16 protein-coding genes are annotated in these 18,533 nt (G+C 64.0%); 10 read left to right on the forward strand and 6 right to left on the reverse strand.

Annotated elements, in window-relative coordinates; all coding sequences use genetic code 11:
• Positions 1 to 52: 52 nt before the first annotated feature.
• From WG908_RS11060 to recN, 10 genes are all read left to right on the forward strand, one after another.
• Positions 53 to 721 (forward strand): DUF448 domain-containing protein, encoded by a 669-nt coding sequence (locus WG908_RS11060; protein WP_340186642.1) that lies wholly within the window; start codon positions 53 to 55, stop codon positions 719 to 721.
• A 58-nt stretch (positions 722 to 779) separates the two neighbouring features.
• Positions 780 to 3,329: a translation initiation factor IF-2 gene (gene infB / locus WG908_RS11065; protein WP_340186643.1), complete on the forward strand. Its 2,550-nt coding sequence runs from the start codon at positions 780 to 782 to the stop codon at positions 3,327 to 3,329.
• 117 nt (positions 3,330 to 3,446) lie between these two features.
• Positions 3,447 to 3,845 carry a 30S ribosome-binding factor RbfA gene (rbfA, locus tag WG908_RS11070; protein WP_340186644.1) on the forward strand — a complete coding sequence of 133 codons (399 nt, stop codon included), beginning with the start codon at positions 3,447 to 3,449 and terminating at the stop codon, positions 3,843 to 3,845.
• 80 nt (positions 3,846 to 3,925) lie between these two features.
• Positions 3,926 to 4,822, forward strand: a complete 897-nt coding sequence (locus WG908_RS11075) for an alpha/beta hydrolase (RefSeq protein ID WP_340186768.1) — start codon at positions 3,926 to 3,928, stop codon at positions 4,820 to 4,822.
• Positions 4,823 to 4,876: 54 nt separating this feature from the next.
• Entirely contained in the window at positions 4,877 to 5,782 is a 906-nt protein-coding gene (gene truB, locus WG908_RS11080) for a tRNA pseudouridine(55) synthase TruB (RefSeq protein WP_340186769.1), read from the forward strand.
• The gene (gene rpsO / locus WG908_RS11085; protein WP_340186645.1) at positions 5,783 to 6,052 is read left to right on the forward strand and encodes a 30S ribosomal protein S15; all 270 of its coding nucleotides are present in this window, start codon (positions 5,783 to 5,785) and stop codon (positions 6,050 to 6,052) included. It begins immediately after the preceding gene.
• Positions 6,053 to 6,328: 276 nt separating this feature from the next.
• Positions 6,329 to 8,632 carry a polyribonucleotide nucleotidyltransferase gene (gene pnp, locus WG908_RS11090; RefSeq protein ID WP_340186646.1) on the forward strand — a complete coding sequence of 768 codons (2,304 nt, stop codon included), beginning with the start codon at positions 6,329 to 6,331 and terminating at the stop codon, positions 8,630 to 8,632.
• Positions 8,633 to 8,829: 197 nt separating this feature from the next.
• Positions 8,830 to 9,849, forward strand: coding sequence for a sensor histidine kinase (locus tag WG908_RS11095; protein ID WP_340186647.1), 1,020 nt, complete (start codon positions 8,830 to 8,832; stop codon positions 9,847 to 9,849).
• 43 nt (positions 9,850 to 9,892) lie between these two features.
• Positions 9,893 to 10,690: an outer membrane protein assembly factor BamD gene (locus tag WG908_RS11100; protein WP_445326705.1), complete on the forward strand. Its 798-nt coding sequence runs from the start codon at positions 9,893 to 9,895 to the stop codon at positions 10,688 to 10,690.
• A gap of 58 nt (positions 10,691 to 10,748) precedes the next feature.
• Positions 10,749 to 12,413: a DNA repair protein RecN gene (gene recN / locus WG908_RS11105; RefSeq protein ID WP_340186649.1), complete on the forward strand. Its 1,665-nt coding sequence runs from the start codon at positions 10,749 to 10,751 to the stop codon at positions 12,411 to 12,413.
• A 180-nt stretch (positions 12,414 to 12,593) separates the two neighbouring features.
• Here the strand turns inward: recN and arsB are convergent, their stop codons facing one another.
• From arsB to kdpC, 6 genes are all read right to left on the reverse strand, one after another.
• Positions 12,594 to 13,667, reverse strand: coding sequence for an ACR3 family arsenite efflux transporter (arsB, locus tag WG908_RS11110; RefSeq protein ID WP_340186650.1), 1,074 nt, complete (start codon positions 13,665 to 13,667; stop codon positions 12,594 to 12,596).
• Complete coding sequence (arsC, locus tag WG908_RS11115) at positions 13,664 to 14,110, reverse strand: arsenate reductase (glutaredoxin) (protein WP_340186651.1); 447 nt, start codon at positions 14,108 to 14,110, stop codon at positions 13,664 to 13,666. Before arsC ends, arsB begins: the two co-directional genes overlap by 4 nt.
• Before the next feature lie 25 nt (positions 14,111 to 14,135).
• Entirely contained in the window at positions 14,136 to 14,483 is a 348-nt protein-coding gene (locus tag WG908_RS11120; protein WP_340186652.1) for an ArsR/SmtB family transcription factor, read from the reverse strand.
• Positions 14,484 to 14,587: 104 nt separating this feature from the next.
• On the reverse strand, positions 14,588 to 15,277 hold the full coding sequence (locus WG908_RS11125) for a response regulator (protein ID WP_340186653.1): 690 nt from the start codon (positions 15,275 to 15,277) through the stop codon (positions 14,588 to 14,590).
• Positions 15,274 to 17,931, reverse strand: coding sequence for a DUF4118 domain-containing protein (locus WG908_RS11130; RefSeq protein ID WP_340186654.1), 2,658 nt, complete (start codon positions 17,929 to 17,931; stop codon positions 15,274 to 15,276). The genes WG908_RS11125 and WG908_RS11130 overlap by 4 nt, the downstream gene beginning before the upstream one ends.
• Positions 17,928 to 18,524 (reverse strand): potassium-transporting ATPase subunit KdpC, encoded by a 597-nt coding sequence (gene kdpC, locus WG908_RS11135; protein WP_340186655.1) that lies wholly within the window; start codon positions 18,522 to 18,524, stop codon positions 17,928 to 17,930. The genes WG908_RS11130 and kdpC overlap by 4 nt, the downstream gene beginning before the upstream one ends.
• Positions 18,525 to 18,533 lie beyond the last annotated feature (9 nt).

Here is an 18,533-nt window from a genome sequence, read left to right on the forward strand (position 1 = left end):
CTACCGACAGCGTTGGCGCTATCGTCACTTCCGTTTCAGCGGAGGGTGACGCTTGACCGAACGCAAATGCATCCTGAGCGGCGATCGGGCCGACCCCGAGGGGTTGATCCGCCTGGCGGTCGGTCCTGATGGCGATGTGATGCCCGATGTGCGCGCCAAGGCGCCCGGGCGCGGCGCGTGGATCGGTGTGTCGCGCGACGTGCTGGAAAAGGCCCTTGGCAACGGCAAGTTCAAGGGCGGACTGGCGCGATCGTTCAAGACGGGCGAGCTAAAGGTGCCAGACGATCTGGCCGCGCGGATCGAAGCGGCATTGCGCCAGGATCTGCTCAGCCGGCTGGGACTCGAGGCGCGGGCCTCGATGCTGCTGACGGGTTCTGAAAAGATCGACGTCGCCTGCCGCAAGGGACAGGTGAAGCTGCTGCTCCATGCGGCGGATGCCGCGTTAGACGGCAACCGCAAGCTGGACCAGGCATTGCGTGTGGGGCAGGAGGCTGAAGGGTCCGATCTCGCCGGCATCGTCTTGCCTGTGGACCGCAACGCCCTATCTATGGCAATGGGGCGCGACAATGTCGTCCATATTGCGGTGACCGACTCGCGGGCAGCTTCGCGCCTGCGTGCGGCGCTGGGCCGCTTGGAAAGCTATCTGGGTTGCGCTACCGATGCGCCTGTGCCGGCGGAGCAGGACTCCGCCTTTGCGCCGGGTGTTCAGGGGCATCATTGAATAAGGCGCCGACGGGCCTTGCCGGTCGGATGCAAGTGAAGGGTTAAAGTTCAGTCGTATGAGTGACAGCAAGGAAGACAAGCCGGTTCTGGGCCGCAAGCCGCTGGGTATCAAGCGGACGGTCGAGTCCGGTCAGGTGCAGCAACAGTTCAGCCATGGCCGCAAGAATACGGTCGTGGTCGAGGTGAAGCGTCGCCGCATCCTGGGCAAGCCGGGAGAGGTGGCCGCACCTGTCGCCGCGCCCCAGCCCGATCCCGTACCGGCGCCAGCGCCGGTCGCGCCTGTCGCCCGCGCGCCGCAGCCTGCCCCCACGCCCCGGCCCGCCGCGCCGCCGAGCCTGATGTCGCGTCAGGAATTGCAGGCCAAGCTGCTGCGCGAGGCTGAGGAAGCGCGCATGACCGCGCTGGAAGATGCCCGTCGTCGCGAGGACGCCGCGCGCCTGGCTGCTGTCGAGGACGAAAAGCGCCGTTCGGAAGATAGTCGTCAGGAAGCGGATGCGCCGGTCGAGGCGCCCGCTCCTGTCGAGGAGCCGGTCGCAGCAGCCGATCCGGCCGCGGAAGTGGCGGCGCCCGCCGCTGAGGCGCAGGAGCAACCGGCATCTGCGGAGCGGCCGGTTTCCGCCGTTCCGCCGCCACGTCGCTTCACCCCCGTGACCCCCGCCAAGCGGCCCGAGCCCGCCAAGCCCGACCGCAGCAAGCGTGGAGACGATAATCGTCGTCAGGCGGGCAAGCTGACCGTCACCAAGGCGCTGGCCGATGATGACAGCGCTCGCGCCCGCAGCCTTGCCGCGCTCAAGCGTGCGCGTGAAAAGGAAAAGCGCGCCCATTATTCGGGCGGCGCGCAGCTGCGCGAGAAGCAGTCGCGCGATGTCGTGGTGCCCGAGAGCATCACGGTGCAGGAACTGGCCAACCGTATGGCTGAAAAGGGCGCCGACCTTGTGAAGGCGCTGTTCAAGATGGGCACCGCGGTCACGCTCAACCAGCCGATCGATCAGGATACGGCCGAACTGCTGGTCGAGGAATTCGGCCACCGCATCCAGCGCGTGTCCGAAGCCGATGTCGAGATCGGCATCGAGGGCGAACTCGACGCAGTCGAGACGCTCAAGCATCGCGCGCCGGTCGTCACGATCATGGGCCATGTCGACCATGGCAAGACATCCCTGCTCGATGCATTGCGCGGCACCAGCGTGGTGGCGGGCGAGAGCGGCGGCATCACCCAGCATATCGGCGCCTATCAGGTGACGACGGCGGGCGGGGACGTCATCACCTTCCTCGACACACCTGGCCATGAGGCGTTTTCGGAGATGCGCGCACGGGGCGCGAATGTCACCGACATCGTCATCTTGGTGGTGGCAGCCGATGACGGCCTGATGCCGCAGACGATCGAAGCGATCAATCACACCAAGGCGGCAGGCGTGCCGATGATCGTGGCGATCAACAAGATCGACAAGCCCGAAGCCAATCCTCAAAAAGTGCGCGAACGCCTGCTTGAACATGAAATCGTGGTCGAGGATATGGGCGGCGACGTTCAGGACGTATCGGTATCCGCGCTCAAGAAGACCGGGCTTGACGAACTGATCGAAAAAATCCTGCTTCAGGCCGAGTTGATGGAACTCAAGGCCAATCCCGATCGCGCCGCCGAAGGCAATGTGATCGAGGCCAAGCTGGACAAGGGCCGTGGGGCGGTCGCCACCGTGCTGGTCCGCAAGGGCACGCTCAAGGTCGGCGACACCTTCGTCATCGGCGCTGAAAGCGGCAAGGTCCGCGCGCTTGTCAACGACAAGGGCGAGAATGTGAAGCAGGTCGGTCCTTCCACTCCGGTCGAGGTGCTTGGGCTGTCGGGCGTACCGATGGCGGGCGACCAGATGAGCGTTGTCGAGAACGAGGCACGTGCTCGTGAAGTCGCGGCCTATCGTCAGGAACAGGCGACCCGCAAGCGGACGACCAGCGCGCCGACGAGCTTCGAGCATATGTTCTCGGCGCTCAATACCACGATGATCGAATATCCGGTGGTGGTGAAGGGCGATGTGCAGGGATCGGTCGAGGCGATCGTCAGTTCATTGAACCGCATTTCGACCGACGAGATCAAGGTGCGCGTGCTGCATGCGGGCGTGGGCGCGATCACGGAAAGCGACGTGACGCTGGCGGCCGCCAGCCGCGCGCCGTTGATCGGCTTTAACGTGCGGCCCAATGCGAAGGCGCGGCAGCTTGCCGAGCGGGAAAAGATCAGTCTGCGCTATTATGACGTGATCTACGATCTGATCGAGGAAGTCCGCAACGAAATGGCGGGCCAACTGGCGCCCGAACGGATCGAAACGATTGTCGGTCGCGCGGAAGTGCTCCAGGTCTTTCCGGCGGGCAAGAAGGACAAGGCCGCTGGCCTGCTCGTCAAGGAAGGCATCATTCGCAAGGGGCTCAACGCGCGCCTCACGCGCGACGACGTCATCGTTTCGAAAACCTTCATCGCATCGCTGCGACGCTTCAAGGACGATGTGTCCGAAGTGCGCGCCGGTATGGAATGCGGTACGATGTTGCAGGATACCAACGACATCAAGGTCGGCGATACGCTGGAGCTGTTCGAGGTCGAGGAACGCGTCCGCACCTTGTAATCTGATGGCGACGTAGTCTGATGGCGAAGGCCCCGCCGATTTGGGGGCGTCGCCAATCCAGATTGCGTCCCGTTGCCCGAACCCCCAGCCTTGGCCGGGGGGGACGAGGATTGAACTATGCCCGGTCAAGCCGAAGGCCCATCCGTCCGCCTGCTCCGCGTTGGCGAACAGGTGCGTCATATTCTCGCTGAAATTCTGACGCGCGGCGACGTGCATGACGATGTGCTTGCCAAGCATGTCGTCAGCGTCACCGAAGTTCGGATGTCACCGGACCTGCGCCACGCGACGGTCTTCATCAAGCCGTTGCTGGGCAAGGATGAGGAAGCGGTGCTAAAGGCCCTGCGCACCAACACGGCCTTCCTGCAGCGTGAAGTCGCGAACCGCACTCGCCTCAAATATGCGGCAAAGCTGAAATTCCTGGCAGACGAAAGCTTCGACGAAGGCAGTCATATCGAAAAGCTGCTACGCCATCCGAAAGTTGCGCGCGATCTGGAAGCGTCCGACGATACGGAATGACGTGCCGTTCCCCGGCGACGATAAAGCCGGTCGCCGCGAGCTTCATTTTCCGACGTAGGGCCAGGAGGAGGAATGGGATGATGCGGGCGATCTGGCTTATGGGCGCGGCGCTGGCCGTCGTGGCGGCGCCGGCGGTGGCGAAGGAGCCTGCATTTCATCGCGCCGTCATCGCCGATCCCGCACCTGATCCAAACCATCCGGCGGGCATGAGCGCCTTCGTCATTCCAGCGCGGGATGGCGCAATGAATGCTGTACTATATACGGCCGCAGGGCCGGGTTCCCACCCTACGCTGCTGCTGCTCCACGGATTTCCCGGCAACGAGCAGAATCTGGACCTGGCGCAGGCAGCACGGCGGGCAGGATGGCATGTGCTGACACTGCATTATCGCGGTTCCTGGGGTAGTCCCGGCACATTTTCCTTCGGCAATGCCGCGCAGGATGCGCGCACCGCGCTCGATTTCCTGCATGAACCGGCGACGGCGTCGAAATATCGGATCGACACCACGCTCATCGCAATCGCCGGGCACAGCATGGGCGGCTTCGTCGCTGCCGCTGCCGCCGCCGAAGCCCGAGACATCGCCGGTCTGTTCCTGGTCGACCCATGGGACCCGTCCGCCACTGCCGCCGCCATCGCTACGCCGGAAGGCGAAGCGACGTGGCGGGCGGAAGTAGCAGGCGATCTTCCCCCGCTGGCGGGCGCGTCCTATGATTTGCTGACAGGCGAATTGAAAGCCGATCCCGCGCGCTTCGACCTTGGCCGCCGGCTGGTCGCCTATGGCCGCCGGCAACTTACGATCATCGGTGCGGAGCGGGGCATGGCAACCATGGCTCGCAAGGTCGCAGGCGACGCCCAGTCGGCCAATCCCGACGCGCGATTGATGATATGGCCCACCGACCACAGTTTTTCCGACCGGCGCGTGGCGCTGGCCGATGCATTGGTTCGCTGGCTGAGTGCACTTGCACCCATCACCCGCTAGGACAACGGGGCAGGTTGAGTGGACCGGCGGGCGCTGACCGTCTAGGGGCCGATGATGCACGGCTGGATCATCCTCGACAAACCCCATGGCCTTGGTTCGACCCAGGCGGTCGCGGCGGTCAAGCGCGCACTGCGGGACAGCGGTGCGGGCAAGGTCAAGGTAGGCCATGGCGGCACGCTCGATCCTCTGGCGACCGGCGTGCTGCCAATTGCGGTGGGCGAGGCGACCAAGCTCGCGGGCCGTATGCTCGACAGCGACAAGATTTACGACTTTACCTGCCGGTTCGGGGCGCAGACCGACACGCTGGACCTGGAAGGGGCGGTGGTGGCGGAGAGCGACCGTCGTCCCACCCTGGCAGAGGTGGAGGCGGTGCTGGCGCGCTTCACCGGCCCGATAGAGCAGGTTCCGCCTGCCTATAGCGCCATACTGATCGATGGGCAGCGCGCCTATGATCTGGCGCGGGCGGGAACGGCTGTCGAGATGAAGACGCGGGCCGTGACGGTCTATTCCCTCGCCACTGGCGGTCAGACCCTGGGGGAGACGATGGACAGCGTCACCCTGACCGCTCATGTTTCGAAGGGTACGTACATACGCTCGCTTGCCCGCGACATTGCGCTGGCGCTTGGGACGGTGGGTCATGTCACCATGCTGAGGCGCACCAGGGCCGGCCCGTTCACGCTGGAAGCCGCGATTTCGCTCGACAAATTGCGCGATGCTGCTAAGGAGCGCGCCATCGGTGAGCTGATGCTGCCGTTGACGGCGGGGCTGGACGACATCCCGGCTCTCCCCGTCTCTCCAGATGAAGCGCTGATGCTCCGACAGGGGAAAGTGCTTATGGGGAAACCGCATATCGGTCTCATGCTGGCGATGGAAGGCGGAACGCCTGTCGCGCTGGTGGAGGCGGAAGGCCCGGAAATCCGGGTCGTACGCGGGTTTAACCTGATGCCGAAGGAAGACTAGATGACCATCACTGCCGAGCGCAAGGACGCGCTGATCAAGGAACATGGCCGGGCCGAGGGCGATACCGGATCTCCCGAAGTTCAGGTTGCGATCCTTTCGGAACGCATTTCCAACCTGACCGAGCATTTCAAGGGTCATCACAAGGATAACCACAGCCGCCGCGGCCTGTTGATGATGGTCAACAAGCGCCGGTCGCTGCTCGATTATCTCAAGCAAAAAGATGCAGCGCGTTATACCGACCTCATCGCCAAGTTGGGCCTGCGCAAGTAAGTCTGACGAAAGAGACGGCCCCCGCGCGGGGCCGTTTCTGATTCTGAAACATGTCGCCGGGCAATTCGGCACTGCGATATGACGGGGGATTTCCCCTACACCGTTCGCCCTGAGCTTGTCGAAGGGCTGCACTTCTCCTGAGGGAGAAGAAGGACTGGGCGTCGAATGGCTCAGCCCGAACGGCAGGGGAGGTTTCCTCCCCGATCCTGGACCTGACAAGAGTCCACCAAAGGCCCCGCCCGGCAATAGGGCCGACGCGGGCGAAGGAAAACAAGTATGTTTGATATCAAGAAAGTATCGATGGAACTGGGCGGCAAGACGCTGACCCTCGAAACCGGCCGCGTTGCCCGTCAGGCTGACGGCGCGGTTCTGGCCACCTATGGCGAAACAGTGGTGCTGTGCGCCGTGACCGCCGCCAAGTCGGTGAAGGAAGGACAGGATTTCTTCCCGCTCACCGTTCACTATCAGGAAAAATTCTCCGCAGCCGGTCGTATTCCCGGTGGCTTCTTCAAGCGCGAGCGCGGTGCGACCGAAAAGGAAACGCTGACCAGCCGCCTGATTGACCGTCCCGTCCGCCCGCTCTTCCCCGAGGGCTTCTATAACGAGATCAACGTCATCGCGCAGGTGCTGTCGTTCGATGGTGAATCCGAACCGGACATGGTCGCCATGATCGCTGCATCGGCTGCGCTGACCATCTCTGGCGTCCCGTTCATGGGGCCGATCGGCGCAGTGCGCGTCGGCTACAAGGATGGCGAATATAGCCTCAACCCGTCGATGGACGACGTGAAGGCCGGCGAACTCGACCTGGTCGTCGCCGCTACCCACGATGCCGTCATGATGGTCGAGTCGGAAGCCAAGGAGCTGTCCGAGGACGTCATGCTGGGCGCCGTCGGCTTTGCCCACACGGCGTGCAAGCAGATTGTCGAAACCATCGTCAAGCTGGCGGAGAAGGCTGCCAAGGAGCCTTGGCCGATGGCGCAGCAGGCAGACCTGTCGGCCGCCAAGGACAAGCTCAAGAAGCTGATCGGCAAGGACATCGCCGCCGCCTACAAGCTGACCGACAAGTCGGCCCGTTCGAATGCGTTGAACGAAGCCCGCGCCAAGGCGAAGGCAGCGTTCGCCGACGCGACCCCGCAGGACCAGATGGCGGCCAACAAGCTCGGCAAGAAGCTGGAAGCCGAAATCGTTCGTGGCGCGATCCTCAAGGACGGCAGCCGCATCGACGGCCGCACGACCACGCAGATCCGCCCGATCGAAGCGATGGTCGGCTTCCTGCCGCGCACGCATGGTTCGGCGCTGTTCACGCGCGGCGAGACCCAGTCGATCTGCACCACCACCTTGGGCACCAAGGAATCGGAGCAGATGATCGACGGCCTCACGGGCCTGAGCTACGAAAACTTCATGCTGCATTACAACTTCCCGCCCTATTCGGTCGGTGAAGTCGGCCGCTTCGGCGCGCCGGGTCGCCGTGAAGTCGGCCATGGCAAGCTTGCTTGGCGTGCGCTGCACCCCGTGCTGCCGACCAAGGACGAGTTCCCCTACACGATCCGCGTTCTGTCCGACATTACCGAATCGAACGGTTCCTCCTCCATGGCGACCGTCTGCGGCGGTTCGCTGTCGATGATGGACGCTGGTGTGCCGTTGAAGCGCCCCGTGTCCGGCATCGCCATGGGCCTGATCCTCGAGGGCAAGGACTTCGCCGTTCTGTCCGACATCCTGGGTGATGAAGATCATCTGGGCGACATGGACTTCAAGGTCGCTGGCACGTCCGAAGGCATCACGACGATGCAGATGGACATCAAGATCGCCGGTATCACCGAAGAGATCATGCGCGCTGCGCTGGAGCAGGCCAAGGAAGGCCGTGCGCATATCCTGGGTGAAATGGCCAAGGCGCTGGACAGCACCCGCACCGAACTGTCGGCCCATGCTCCGCGCATCGAGACGTTGCAGATCGACAAGTCGAAGATCCGTGAAGTGATCGGCACCGGCGGCAAGGTGATCCGCGAGATCGTGGCGGAGACCGGCGCCAAGGTCGATATTGATGATGAGGGCCTGATCAAGATCAGCTCGTCCGACGTCAACCAGATCGAAGCCGCCCGCAAGTGGATCCTGGGCATCACCCAGGAAGCCGAAGTCGGCAAGATCTACGACGGCAAGGTCGTGAACATCGTCGATTTCGGCGCGTTCGTGAACTTCATGGGTGGCAAGGATGGCCTGGTCCACGTTTCCGAGATGCGCAACGAGCGCGTCGAAAAGCCGACCGATGTCGTGTCTGAAGGCCAGGAAGTGAAGGTCAAGGTCCTTGAGATCGACTCGCGTGGCAAGGTGCGCCTGTCGATGCGCGTCGTCGATCAGGAAACCGGCGCCGAACTGGAAGATACCCGTCCGCCCCGTGAGGAACGTCCCCGTGGTGATCGCGGTCCGCGCCGTGAAGGCGGCGACCGTGGCGATCGTGGTCCGCGCGGCGGCGGCGATCGCGGTCCCCGCCGCGATCGTGGCCCGCGCCGTGAAGGTGGTGGTAACGACGAGGGGCCTGCACCCGAATTCGCGCCGTCGTTCCTGACCGGCGATCGCGACTGATATTGGTTCCAGCGTGAATCGAGGGCCCGGAGCGCCGCTCCGGGCCCTTTTCATTTATCCTCTGGGCCGAGGCTTTCGCTCATTCGCCCGCGCGGCCCCTCGCGCAGGCGCTGTACCCGATAAGCAGATTACTGATCTCGATCAGTGGTATCCGGCCTTGCATCTGTTACGCTACCGTTTACGGCGGGGGGATATAGATGCAGCAAAGAAACGAACGATTTGTCGAGCGCCTGCCGCTCGTCCTGTCCCGCGGCTGGCACGCTTATCTGCTTGTCACCCTATTTTGTCTGCTCGGTCTCGCGGCGCGCAAACTGGCCGAGCCGATCATGCCCGCCGGCTACCCTTTCCTGTCGTTCTTTCCTGCGGTCATTCTGTCTTCGTTCCTGTTCGGTGTGCGGCCTGGGATCTATGCTGGCGCTCTGGGCGGGCTGCTGTCCTGGTACTTCTTCATAGCGCCCAGCTTCTCGCCGTTTAACGCAGGCGTCGCGCTGGCCATGTTCTTCTACGCCAGCGTAGTGGCTGTCGACATCCTGCTCATCGGCTGGATGCAACGCGCCAATTACCAGTTGGCGGTCGAGCGCGAACGCAATCGAAGACTGGCGGAAAACCGGGAATTGTTGTTCCGGGAACTTCAGCATCGCGTTTCAAACAATCTGCAAGTGGTGGCGGCGCTGATTGCTCTGCAGCGTCGCGATATCGATCATGACGGAGCTGCCAAGGCGCTGGATCAGGCGGCCGCTCGCCTGGCGCTGATCGGCAAGATCAGCCGGGGCCTTTATGATCCCACGGGAGAAGGCCAGAGTGTCAGGGGCTTTCTTTCTGTCCTGGCCGGCGATCTGATCGAGGCGAGCGGGCGAAATGACATCAAGATCGCCGTGGTTGCGCCTGATGACCTGACACTGCCCCCTGATGTCGCCGTGCCGATTTCCCTGATTACGGCCGAAGCCATCAGCAATGCGATCGAACATGGCTTGTCGGGTCGATCGGGCGGCCACATCGCGGTGACGCTGGATCATGGCGATGGCGGATCGCTGATATTGCGGATCAGCGATGACGGGCAGGGGTTGCGGCCCTCTTTCGATGCCGCGTCGCTCAACAGTTTGGGGTTGCGGATCGCGACGACGCTCGCCGAACAGCTGGGCGGTCAGTTCAGCCTTGAGCCGGGCACGGCAACCGGGGCGGTCGCAACGCTGACCCTGCCCCGGCAAAGCGTTTGAGCGAACGACAATCTGCCGCTTGGCGATGGGCGACGGCTCGGCTATGACCGCGCCCATGCTGAAGAAAAAGATGAAGCCGTGGACCCTGTGCGCCGGCGCCGCAACCGCCCTCGCCCTGCTTGCAGGCTGTTCGACGTCGAAGAACAAGACGGACACGCAATATGTCGCCCGCGACGTATCGACGCTGTATAACAGCGGCAAATCGCGGCTCGACCGGGGCCAGTACAAGCTGGCCGCGGCTTTGTTCGACGAGGTGGAACGGCAGCATCCCTATTCGCCCTGGGCGCGCCGGGCGCAGCTGATGGCGGCGTTCAGCTATTATATGAACACCGATTATAACGAAGCGATCGGTGCTGCGCAGCGTTTCCTGGCGATTCATCCGGGCAACAAGGATGCACCCTACGCCTATTATCTGATTTCGCTGTGCTATTATGAGCAGATTGCGGACGTCACTCGCGACCAGAAGATTACGCAACAGTCGCTCGATGCGCTCGGTGAACTTGTTCGGCGTTATCCGGGCACGCGCTATGCGGCCGATGCCCGGCTGAAGATCGATCTGGTGAACGACCATCTGGCGGGCAAGGAGATGGAGGTCGGCCGCTTCCTGCAGCGGCGTGGGCAGTGGCTGGCGGCGACGTTGCGGTTCCGCGTCGTGATCGACAAATATCAGACGACGACTCATACGCCAGAGGCGCTGGAACGTCTGGTCGAAAGCTATCTGGCGCTTGGCATACCCGAGGAAGCGAGGAAAGCAGCGGCTGTGCTGGGCGCGAACTATCCCGGCAGCAAATGGTATGAGCGCTCCTACAAGCTGATCGAGGATCATGCGTCTGCGGCCTGACGGGCCATGGTTCCGTCAGTTTGTTCCCCTTTTGTGCAATAGGGGCTAGAAGCGCATTGTGCTGACCGCACTGTCCATCCGCAATGTCGTGCTGATCGAAGCGCTGGACCTGGAATTCGGGCCGGCGCTGAGCGTGCTGACGGGCGAGACGGGGGCGGGGAAGTCGATCCTGCTCGATTCGCTTGGCCTGGCGCTGGGCGCGCGGGCGGATACCGGCCTCGTCCGCCATGGCGAGGGGCAGGCGAGCGTCGTCGCCACCTTCGATGCGCCGCCGCCCGGTCATCCCGGCCGGGCGCTGCTCGCCGACAATGGCATCGACATCGATCCGGGCGAGCCGCTCATCATCCGCCGGACGGTGAAAGCCGATGGCGGCAGCCGGGCGTTCGTCAACGACCAGCCTTGTTCCGCCGGGCTGCTGCGCGAACTGGGCGCCAGCCTGGTCGAAATCCATGGCCAGCACGACGATCGCGGCTTGCTCAATCCACGCGGCCATCGGGCGATGCTCGATAATTACGGTCGCTGCGACACGTCCGCCGTGGGTGAGGCGCATGAAGCGTGGCGGGCAGCGGCTGCGGTGCTGGCGCAGAGCCGCGCGACGGTAGAGACGGCGGCGCGCGATCGCGATTACCTGACCCATGTCGTTGCCGAGCTGGCGGCGTTCGCGCCTGAGCCGGGGGAGGAAGCGACGCTCGCGCAGGCCCGTGCGACCATGCAGAAGGGCGCGCGGCTGACCGATGACCTGACGGTGGTCAGCGATTGCCTGACAGGGTCCGACGGCGGCCTTGCCCAGTTGCGGCAGGCAGCGCGCCGGCTCGACCGGATCGTGGGGGAATATCCGCCGCTGGGCGCAATATTGGAGGCGCTCGATCGCGCGGTCATCGAAGCGGGCGAGGCGGAGGAGCGGCTGGCCGAGGTAGCGCAAGCGTTGAGTTTCGACCCGGCGCGGCTCGACAGCATCGAAACCCGGTTGTTCGATTTGCGTGCGCTGGCGCGCAAGCATCAGGTGCAGCCCGACGAACTGGCGGGCTTGCGCGGCGAACTGGCGGCGCGGCTGGCGGCGATCGAGGGCGGGCAGGAGCATATCGCCGCGCTGGAGGCCGATGTCGCGGCCAAGGCGGCCACCTATCGCAGCGCGGCGCTGGCGCTCACCGGGCAGCGGCAGGCGGCGGCGGCGCGGCTGGATGCGGCGGTGGCGGCCGAACTCGCGCCGCTCAAACTGGACGCGGCGCGGTTTCGCACCGCCATCGTTCCGCTCGACGAGGGCCAGTGGGGAGCAAAGGGCGCGGATCGGGTCGAGTTCGAGATTTCGACCAATCCCGGCGCGCCGTTCGCGCCATTGGCCAAGATCGCGTCGGGTGGCGAACTGTCGCGCTTCATTCTGGCGATGAAGGTCGCGCTGGCCGAGCGGGGCGGGGCGGATACGCTGATTTTCGACGAGATCGACCGCGGTGTGGGTGGCGCGGTCGCTTCGGCGATCGGCGAGCGGCTGGCGCGGCTGTCGGGCGGAAACCAGATATTGGTGGTGACGCACAGCCCGCAGGTCGCGGCGCGGGGGGCGGGGCACCTGCTGATCGCCAAGGCCAGCGACGGCATCGTCACGCGGACCGGCGTCCACGCGCTGGACGAGGGAGAGCGGCGCGAGGAAATTGCGCGGATGCTGTCGGGCGCGCAGATCACCGCCGAAGCAAGGGCACAGGCCGACCGGTTGCTGGAGCGGCTGTAGCGGCGCTTAACTTCGCACTTTTCACGTTCGATCAGACATAATCGTGCGCGGCCGCGATCCTATCGAGCGGTGCCGGGCGGGGGAGGGTTGACAAAGCAAGGAGCCGGGATCGCCAAAACAGGCGATCCGCCAGAATGATGACATATCGTGGCCCTGTAGGACAGAGGCGCGGTCATGCGATCATGCGCGGGCCTGTGGCGGGACGGTCGCGGGAAACCAGCGCCGCCCGAGCCAGAAGGCGACATTGACGAGCAGGATCAGCACCGGCACCTCGACCAGCGGCCCGATCACGGCGGCGAAGGCCACCGGCGAGGCCAGGCCGTAGGCGGAGATGGCGACCGCGATGGCGAGTTCGAAATTATTCCCCGCCGCGGTGAAGGCCGCCGCCGTGGTACGCGGGTAGTCGCTGGCGATCAGCTTGCCCATGTAAAAGCTGATGCCGAACTGGACCACGAAATAGATGGCGAGGGGCATGGCGATGCGGAGCGTGTCGCCCGGCAGGGTCATGATCTCGCCGCCCTTGAGGCTGAACATCGCGACGATGGTGAACAGCAGCGCGACGAGCGTGAGGGGAGCGATTTTCGGAAGAAAGCGCGTTTCGTACCAGTCGTGGCCCCGGGCGCGCGTCAGCCATGCGCGCGTGAGATAGCCGGCCAGAAAGGGAATGCCCAGATAGGTCAGCACCGCTTGCGCGATCGTCCAGAAGCTGACCGTGACGACACTGCCTTGCAGCCCGAACAGCGGCGGCAGGACGGCGAGAAAGACCCAGGCATAGACGCTGAAGAACAATATCTGGAAGATCGAGTTGAACGCCACCAGCGCCGCGACATATTGATTGTCGCCCCTGGCAAGCTGGTTCCAGACGATGACCATAGCGATGCAGCGCGCAAGGCCGATCAGGATCAGGCCGGTCATATATTCCGGCTGGTCGCGCAGGAACAGAATCGCCAGCGCGAACATCAGCGCCGGGCCGATGATCCAGTTCTGGACCAGCGAGATCGCCAGCACCCGCCTGTCGTCGAACACGCGCGGCAGTTGTTCATAGCGCACACGCGCGAGCGGCGGGTACATCATCAGGATGAGGCCGATGGCGATCGGCATGTTGGCGGTGCCCCATGACAATGCGCCGATGGCGTCGGGCAGGCCGCCGAACGTCGATCCCAGGCCGACGCCCAGCGCCATGGCGAGGAATATCCACACGGTCAGATAGCGATCGAGGAACGAGAGGCGGGCGCGGCGAGGCCGGGTCGTCATGCCGGCCCCCCGGTCGTGCCGGCGATGCGACGGCCGGCGGCGTCGACCACCTGTTCGCCGTCTTCCTTGGCAAAGGCGCCGCGCTGACCGACCGGGATGAGGTCAAGCACCGTTTCCGAAGGACGGCACAGCCTGACGCCCAGCGGCGAGACGACCAGCGGGCGATTGATCAATATCGGATGCGCCATCATCGCGTCGATCAGTTGCGCATCGTCAAGGTCGGGATTGCCCAGCCCCAGTTCGGCATAGGGCGTGCCCTTTTCGCGCAGCAGCGCGCGGGCGCCGTTCCCGGTCCGCGCGATCAGGCTTTCCAGCAGGGCGCGAGAGGGCGGAGCCTTGAGATATTCCACGACATGCGGCTCGATCCCGGCGTTGCGGATCAGGGCGAGCGCGTTGCGCGAGGTGCCGCATTGCGGATTATGATAGATGATGATGTCGGTCATCGGGGGCGATCCCATGATGCGCTTGTCAGCCGGCGGGACAGGCGATCTGGCCGAGCAGGTCGGCGCATATTTCGGGCGCCCCCCGGCAGCAGTCCTGCATCAGGAAGCCGAGCAGGCGGCGGATGCCGGCATAGTCGGCGCGATAGTGGATCAGGCGGCTTTCGCGTGTCGACGCGACAAGGCCGGCGCGTTCCAGCGTCGCCAGATGATGCGACATGGTGGAGGGCGGTACGCCCGCACGCGCAGCGATGGTTCCGGCGATCAGCCCATCCGGGCCGGCCTTCACCAGCATCCGAAACACCGACAGCCGGGTTTCATGCGCAAGCGCGCCAAGGGCATCGACAGCCCAGTCCTGCGGGTCCAGCATGTTCATAATTTCATCCTTCGAGGAGGATGGAAATATGAACATTGCGCGGAGCCGTCAAGCGATGGTTCGATGGATGTCGAAAGGGTTATGTGTTCGCAAGGCGCGCGCGGTCAGTGTCCAGCCAGCAGTCGATAGCCGACGCCCGGTTCATTCCTGATCAGTTTGGCTTGCGACGGGTCATCCTCAATCTTTCGGCGAATGTTGCGGGCAGCGACGCGAAGATATTCGACGTCGGTTTCATGGCCAGGTCCCCAAACGGACTTGAGGAGGTGCGTGTGAGTCACGACGCGGCCGGGTGACTTGGCGAGTTCGGCCAGCAGGCCATATTCCTTTGGCGTCAGGTGCACCTCTTCTCCATTCTTGCGGACCTGCCGGAGCGACAAGTCGATTTCGACCGTACCGAGGCGCAGGACCGGAGAGATCACTTCGCTGGTCAGCTTGTGGCGCAGGGCGGTCCTGATCCGGGCCAGCACCTCTTCGCTGTCGAACGGCTTGGAAACATAGTCGTCAGCGCCAAGGTCCAGCGCCGCGACCTTCTGATCGGTCGCCTCACGCGCCGACACCACGATCACCGCGAGGCCAGCGCCCTTGATCATGGGGATCAGTTCGAGCCCATCGCGATCGGGCAAGCCGAGGTCGAGCAGGACCAGGTCGGGCTTGTCGATCTGCACGCTCGTCAACGCTTCCTTCGCCGATCCGGCCTCCACGACCAGATAATCGGCGCGAGTGAGGCCGGCGTGCAGCAAGCGCCGGATGGCAGGCTCATCATCGACGACCAGCACGGTCACGGGACTGCTCATTCGCCGGGCCATTCTTTCAACTGGTCATGACGAAAATGGATCCTGAACGAAGCGCCCCGGTCATCCGCGCGGTTGGATGCTTCGACTTCGAGGCCCATCGCTTCGGCAAAGCCCTTGACAATGGCAAGGCCAAGTCCGGTCCCGCCTTTTCGATCCGACCCTTCGATGCGAGTGAAGGTTTCGAATATGCGCCGTTCCAGCCCTTGTGGAATTCCCGGTCCTTCGTCTTCGACGCACAGCGTCAGGCCATAGGGATCACGAGCGGCGGTGATGGTGACGGGGGCGTTGGCGCCGCCATATTTGGATGCGTTTTCGATAAGGTTGATCAGGCAATGATGAAACAGTTGCGGATCGACCATGACGAAGGGAAGGTCCGCCGGAATTTCGACCTTGGCCGGGTGATCCTGAAGCGCGGCGCCAAGATCGTGAAGGGCGCTGGAAACGGCCTCCGACAGATCGACAGGCTCGATCTTCTGGTGCAGCGACCCCGCCTCGATCCGCACCATGTCGAGGAGGTTGGCGACGAACCGGTGGAGTCTTTCTGCCTCGGCCTTGGTCGCCGTGAGCTGAACATCTTGTTCCGGCGACATCGCCCGCATTTCCTTGAGCGACCCCAGAATTGTGGTGAGCGGGGTCCGCAGGTCGTGACTGACGGACGAAAGCAGGGCATGGCGCAGCCTGTCGCGTTCGCGCACATGGGCGAGCGAGGACATTTCCTCTTCAAGCGCGATACGTTCGAGTGCGAGGCCGGCCTGATCGAGCAGGCTGAGCAGGAGCGGCAGCTGATCCGAGCGGATCGGCGCGCGCGCGTCGGAACGGGAGAGGCCGAACACTGCCAGGACCCGGCCCGATGTGCCGACCGGATAAAACAGCCATTCCGATGCAGTCAGGGTGTCCGATCCCCTGCCGGCGGGCTTGTTGTTGTCCAGCGCCCAGCGGGCCGCCGCATCGTCGAGCATTTCGAGCCTGCATTCAGGGGGAGCGGACGACCGTATCGACAGGCCTTCCATGGCGGGCATCAGCAGCACCGTATTGCTGTCCAGCAACTGATTGACTTCCCGGCAAAGAACCTGCGCCAGGTGGTCGATCGTGCTGATACCCGTCAACTGGCGTGCGAACCCGGCCAGTGAACTGTTCTGAGCGGCGCTCGCCTGCGCCAGCAACGCCTGTTCCCGAACGCGCGATGCGAGCTTGCTTCCGACGATGGCGACGCCCAGCAACACCAGGACGGTTATGAGATTCTGCGGATCCTGAACCGTGAAGGTGTGCAACGGCGGGATGAAGAAGAAATTATAGGCAAGCGAGCAGGTGAGACCCGTCACGATTCCGGTCCGCATGCCGTATCGCGTCGCCGCCAGCATCACCGGGATCAGAAACAACAGCCCGATATTGGTGATGTTCCCATGTTCGAAAATCGCTTTGCCAAGGAAGGTGACGATCGCGGCCAGGCCCAGCGAGACGCCATAGCCCGACCATGACCCCCAATCCGAAGCCGCGCGCTGGCCCAGGTTCAGGCGCGCGGGCGGCGCCGCGTCGAGCGGGAGAACGTGCACGGCGAGGCCGGGCGTCTCTCGCACCAGCCGGTCAACGATCGATCCGTGGCGCATTTCGAACCAGAGGGATCGTGCCGACTTGCCGACGATCAGCTGGGTGGCGCGAGCGTCGGCGGCAAACTGCCTGAGGCCGTCGAACACCGATTGAGCGGGCACGGTCGCAATCTGGGCGCCCAGTTGCGTCGCCAGATGCATGGTTTCGGCAAGGCAGGCATGTTCGGCATCGGTAAAGCCGGTGCTGCGCGGCGTTTCGATATGCACTGCCGTCCACGGCGCGCGCAGCGCATCCGCCAGCCGCTTGGCCGCGCGCACCAGTTCGGGCGATCCGGGCTGTTCACTGATCGCGACGACGAGCCGGTCGTTGACGGCAAAGGTGCCGCCAACCGCGTTGGCGCGTATGTAATCCAGCATCTGGGCATCGACGGCCTGGGCCGCGCGCCGCAACGCCAGTTCGCGCAGCGCCGACAGGTTCGATTTCGAGAAAAAATGACCGAGCGCGCGCGAAGCCTCTTCGGGCACATAGACCTTGCCTTCGCGCAGGCGCTCGATCAGCTCATCCGGCGGGATATCGACGATTTCCAGTTCGGCGTTCTCGATGACCCGATCCGGCAGGGTTTCGCGCACGCGCACCTTGGTGAAGGAAGCGACCAGGTCGTTGAGACTTTCAAGATGCTGGATGTTGAGCGTGGAATAGACGTCGATGCCGGCCTCCAGCAGCTCCTCGACGTCCTGATAGCGCTTGTCGTGCCTGCTTCCGGGGGCGTTGGTGTGGGCCAGTTCATCGACGAGCACCAGCGCGGGCTGGCGCGTCAGGATGGCGTCGATGTCCATCTCTTCGAGAATATGGCCCTGATATTCGATCCGCTTGCGAGGCGTGATCTCAAAGCCTCTGGCCTTGGCTTCCGTTTCGCGACGCCCGTGCGTTTCGACAATGCCGATGACGACATCGACGCCGACATCGCGCCGTGCGGCGCCGTCGGTGAGCATTTCATAGGTCTTGCCAACGCCAGGGGCCGACCCAAGGAAAACCTTGAGCCGGCCCTTGTTCTCACGGGCGGCGGCGCGGAGCAGCGCGTCGGGATCAGGCCTGACTTCGTTCATCGGCCCCGGTTTGCGCCCCTTGGTGCCATCCTGTCGAGAGCAAGGTTGAGCTCCAGGACGTTGACCCGCGGTTCGCCCAGAAATCCGAACATCGGTTCGTCGACATGATCGGCAACGAGCGTGCGGAGGGCAGATTGTTCAATGTTCCGCGCCCTGGCGACGCGGCCAAGCTGAAAATAGGCCGCCTCGGGGCTGATATGGGGGTCGAGACCCGAGGCGGAAGTTGTCACCAGGTCAGGCGGAACGGAAACCCCCGGTGATTGCTGGAAGGATGCAAGGTCGGTCCTGACGCGGTCGGCAAGCACCTGGCTTGTCGGGCCAAGGTTCGAACCCGACGATGCGGTCGGATCGTAACCCTTGCCCGCCGCCGATGGGCGGCCCTGAAAATATCCGTCCTCAGCGAAGCTCTGGCCGATCAGCCGCGAGCCGACGATCCGGCCGTTGCGTTCGATCAGGCTGCCATTGGCGGCCGCAGGAAAGGCAAGCTGGGCGATGCCGGTCAAGGCCAGGGGATAGGCGAGCCCCAGCAGGAGCGCGAACAGGCCGGTCAGGACGAGCGCGGGGCGAAGGGCGGAAGCAAGATCCTTGGTCATGTGCGATAT

This window comes from Sphingobium anseongense (assembly GCF_037725245.1).
Classification (GTDB): Bacteria; Pseudomonadota; Alphaproteobacteria; order Sphingomonadales; family Sphingomonadaceae; genus Sphingobium.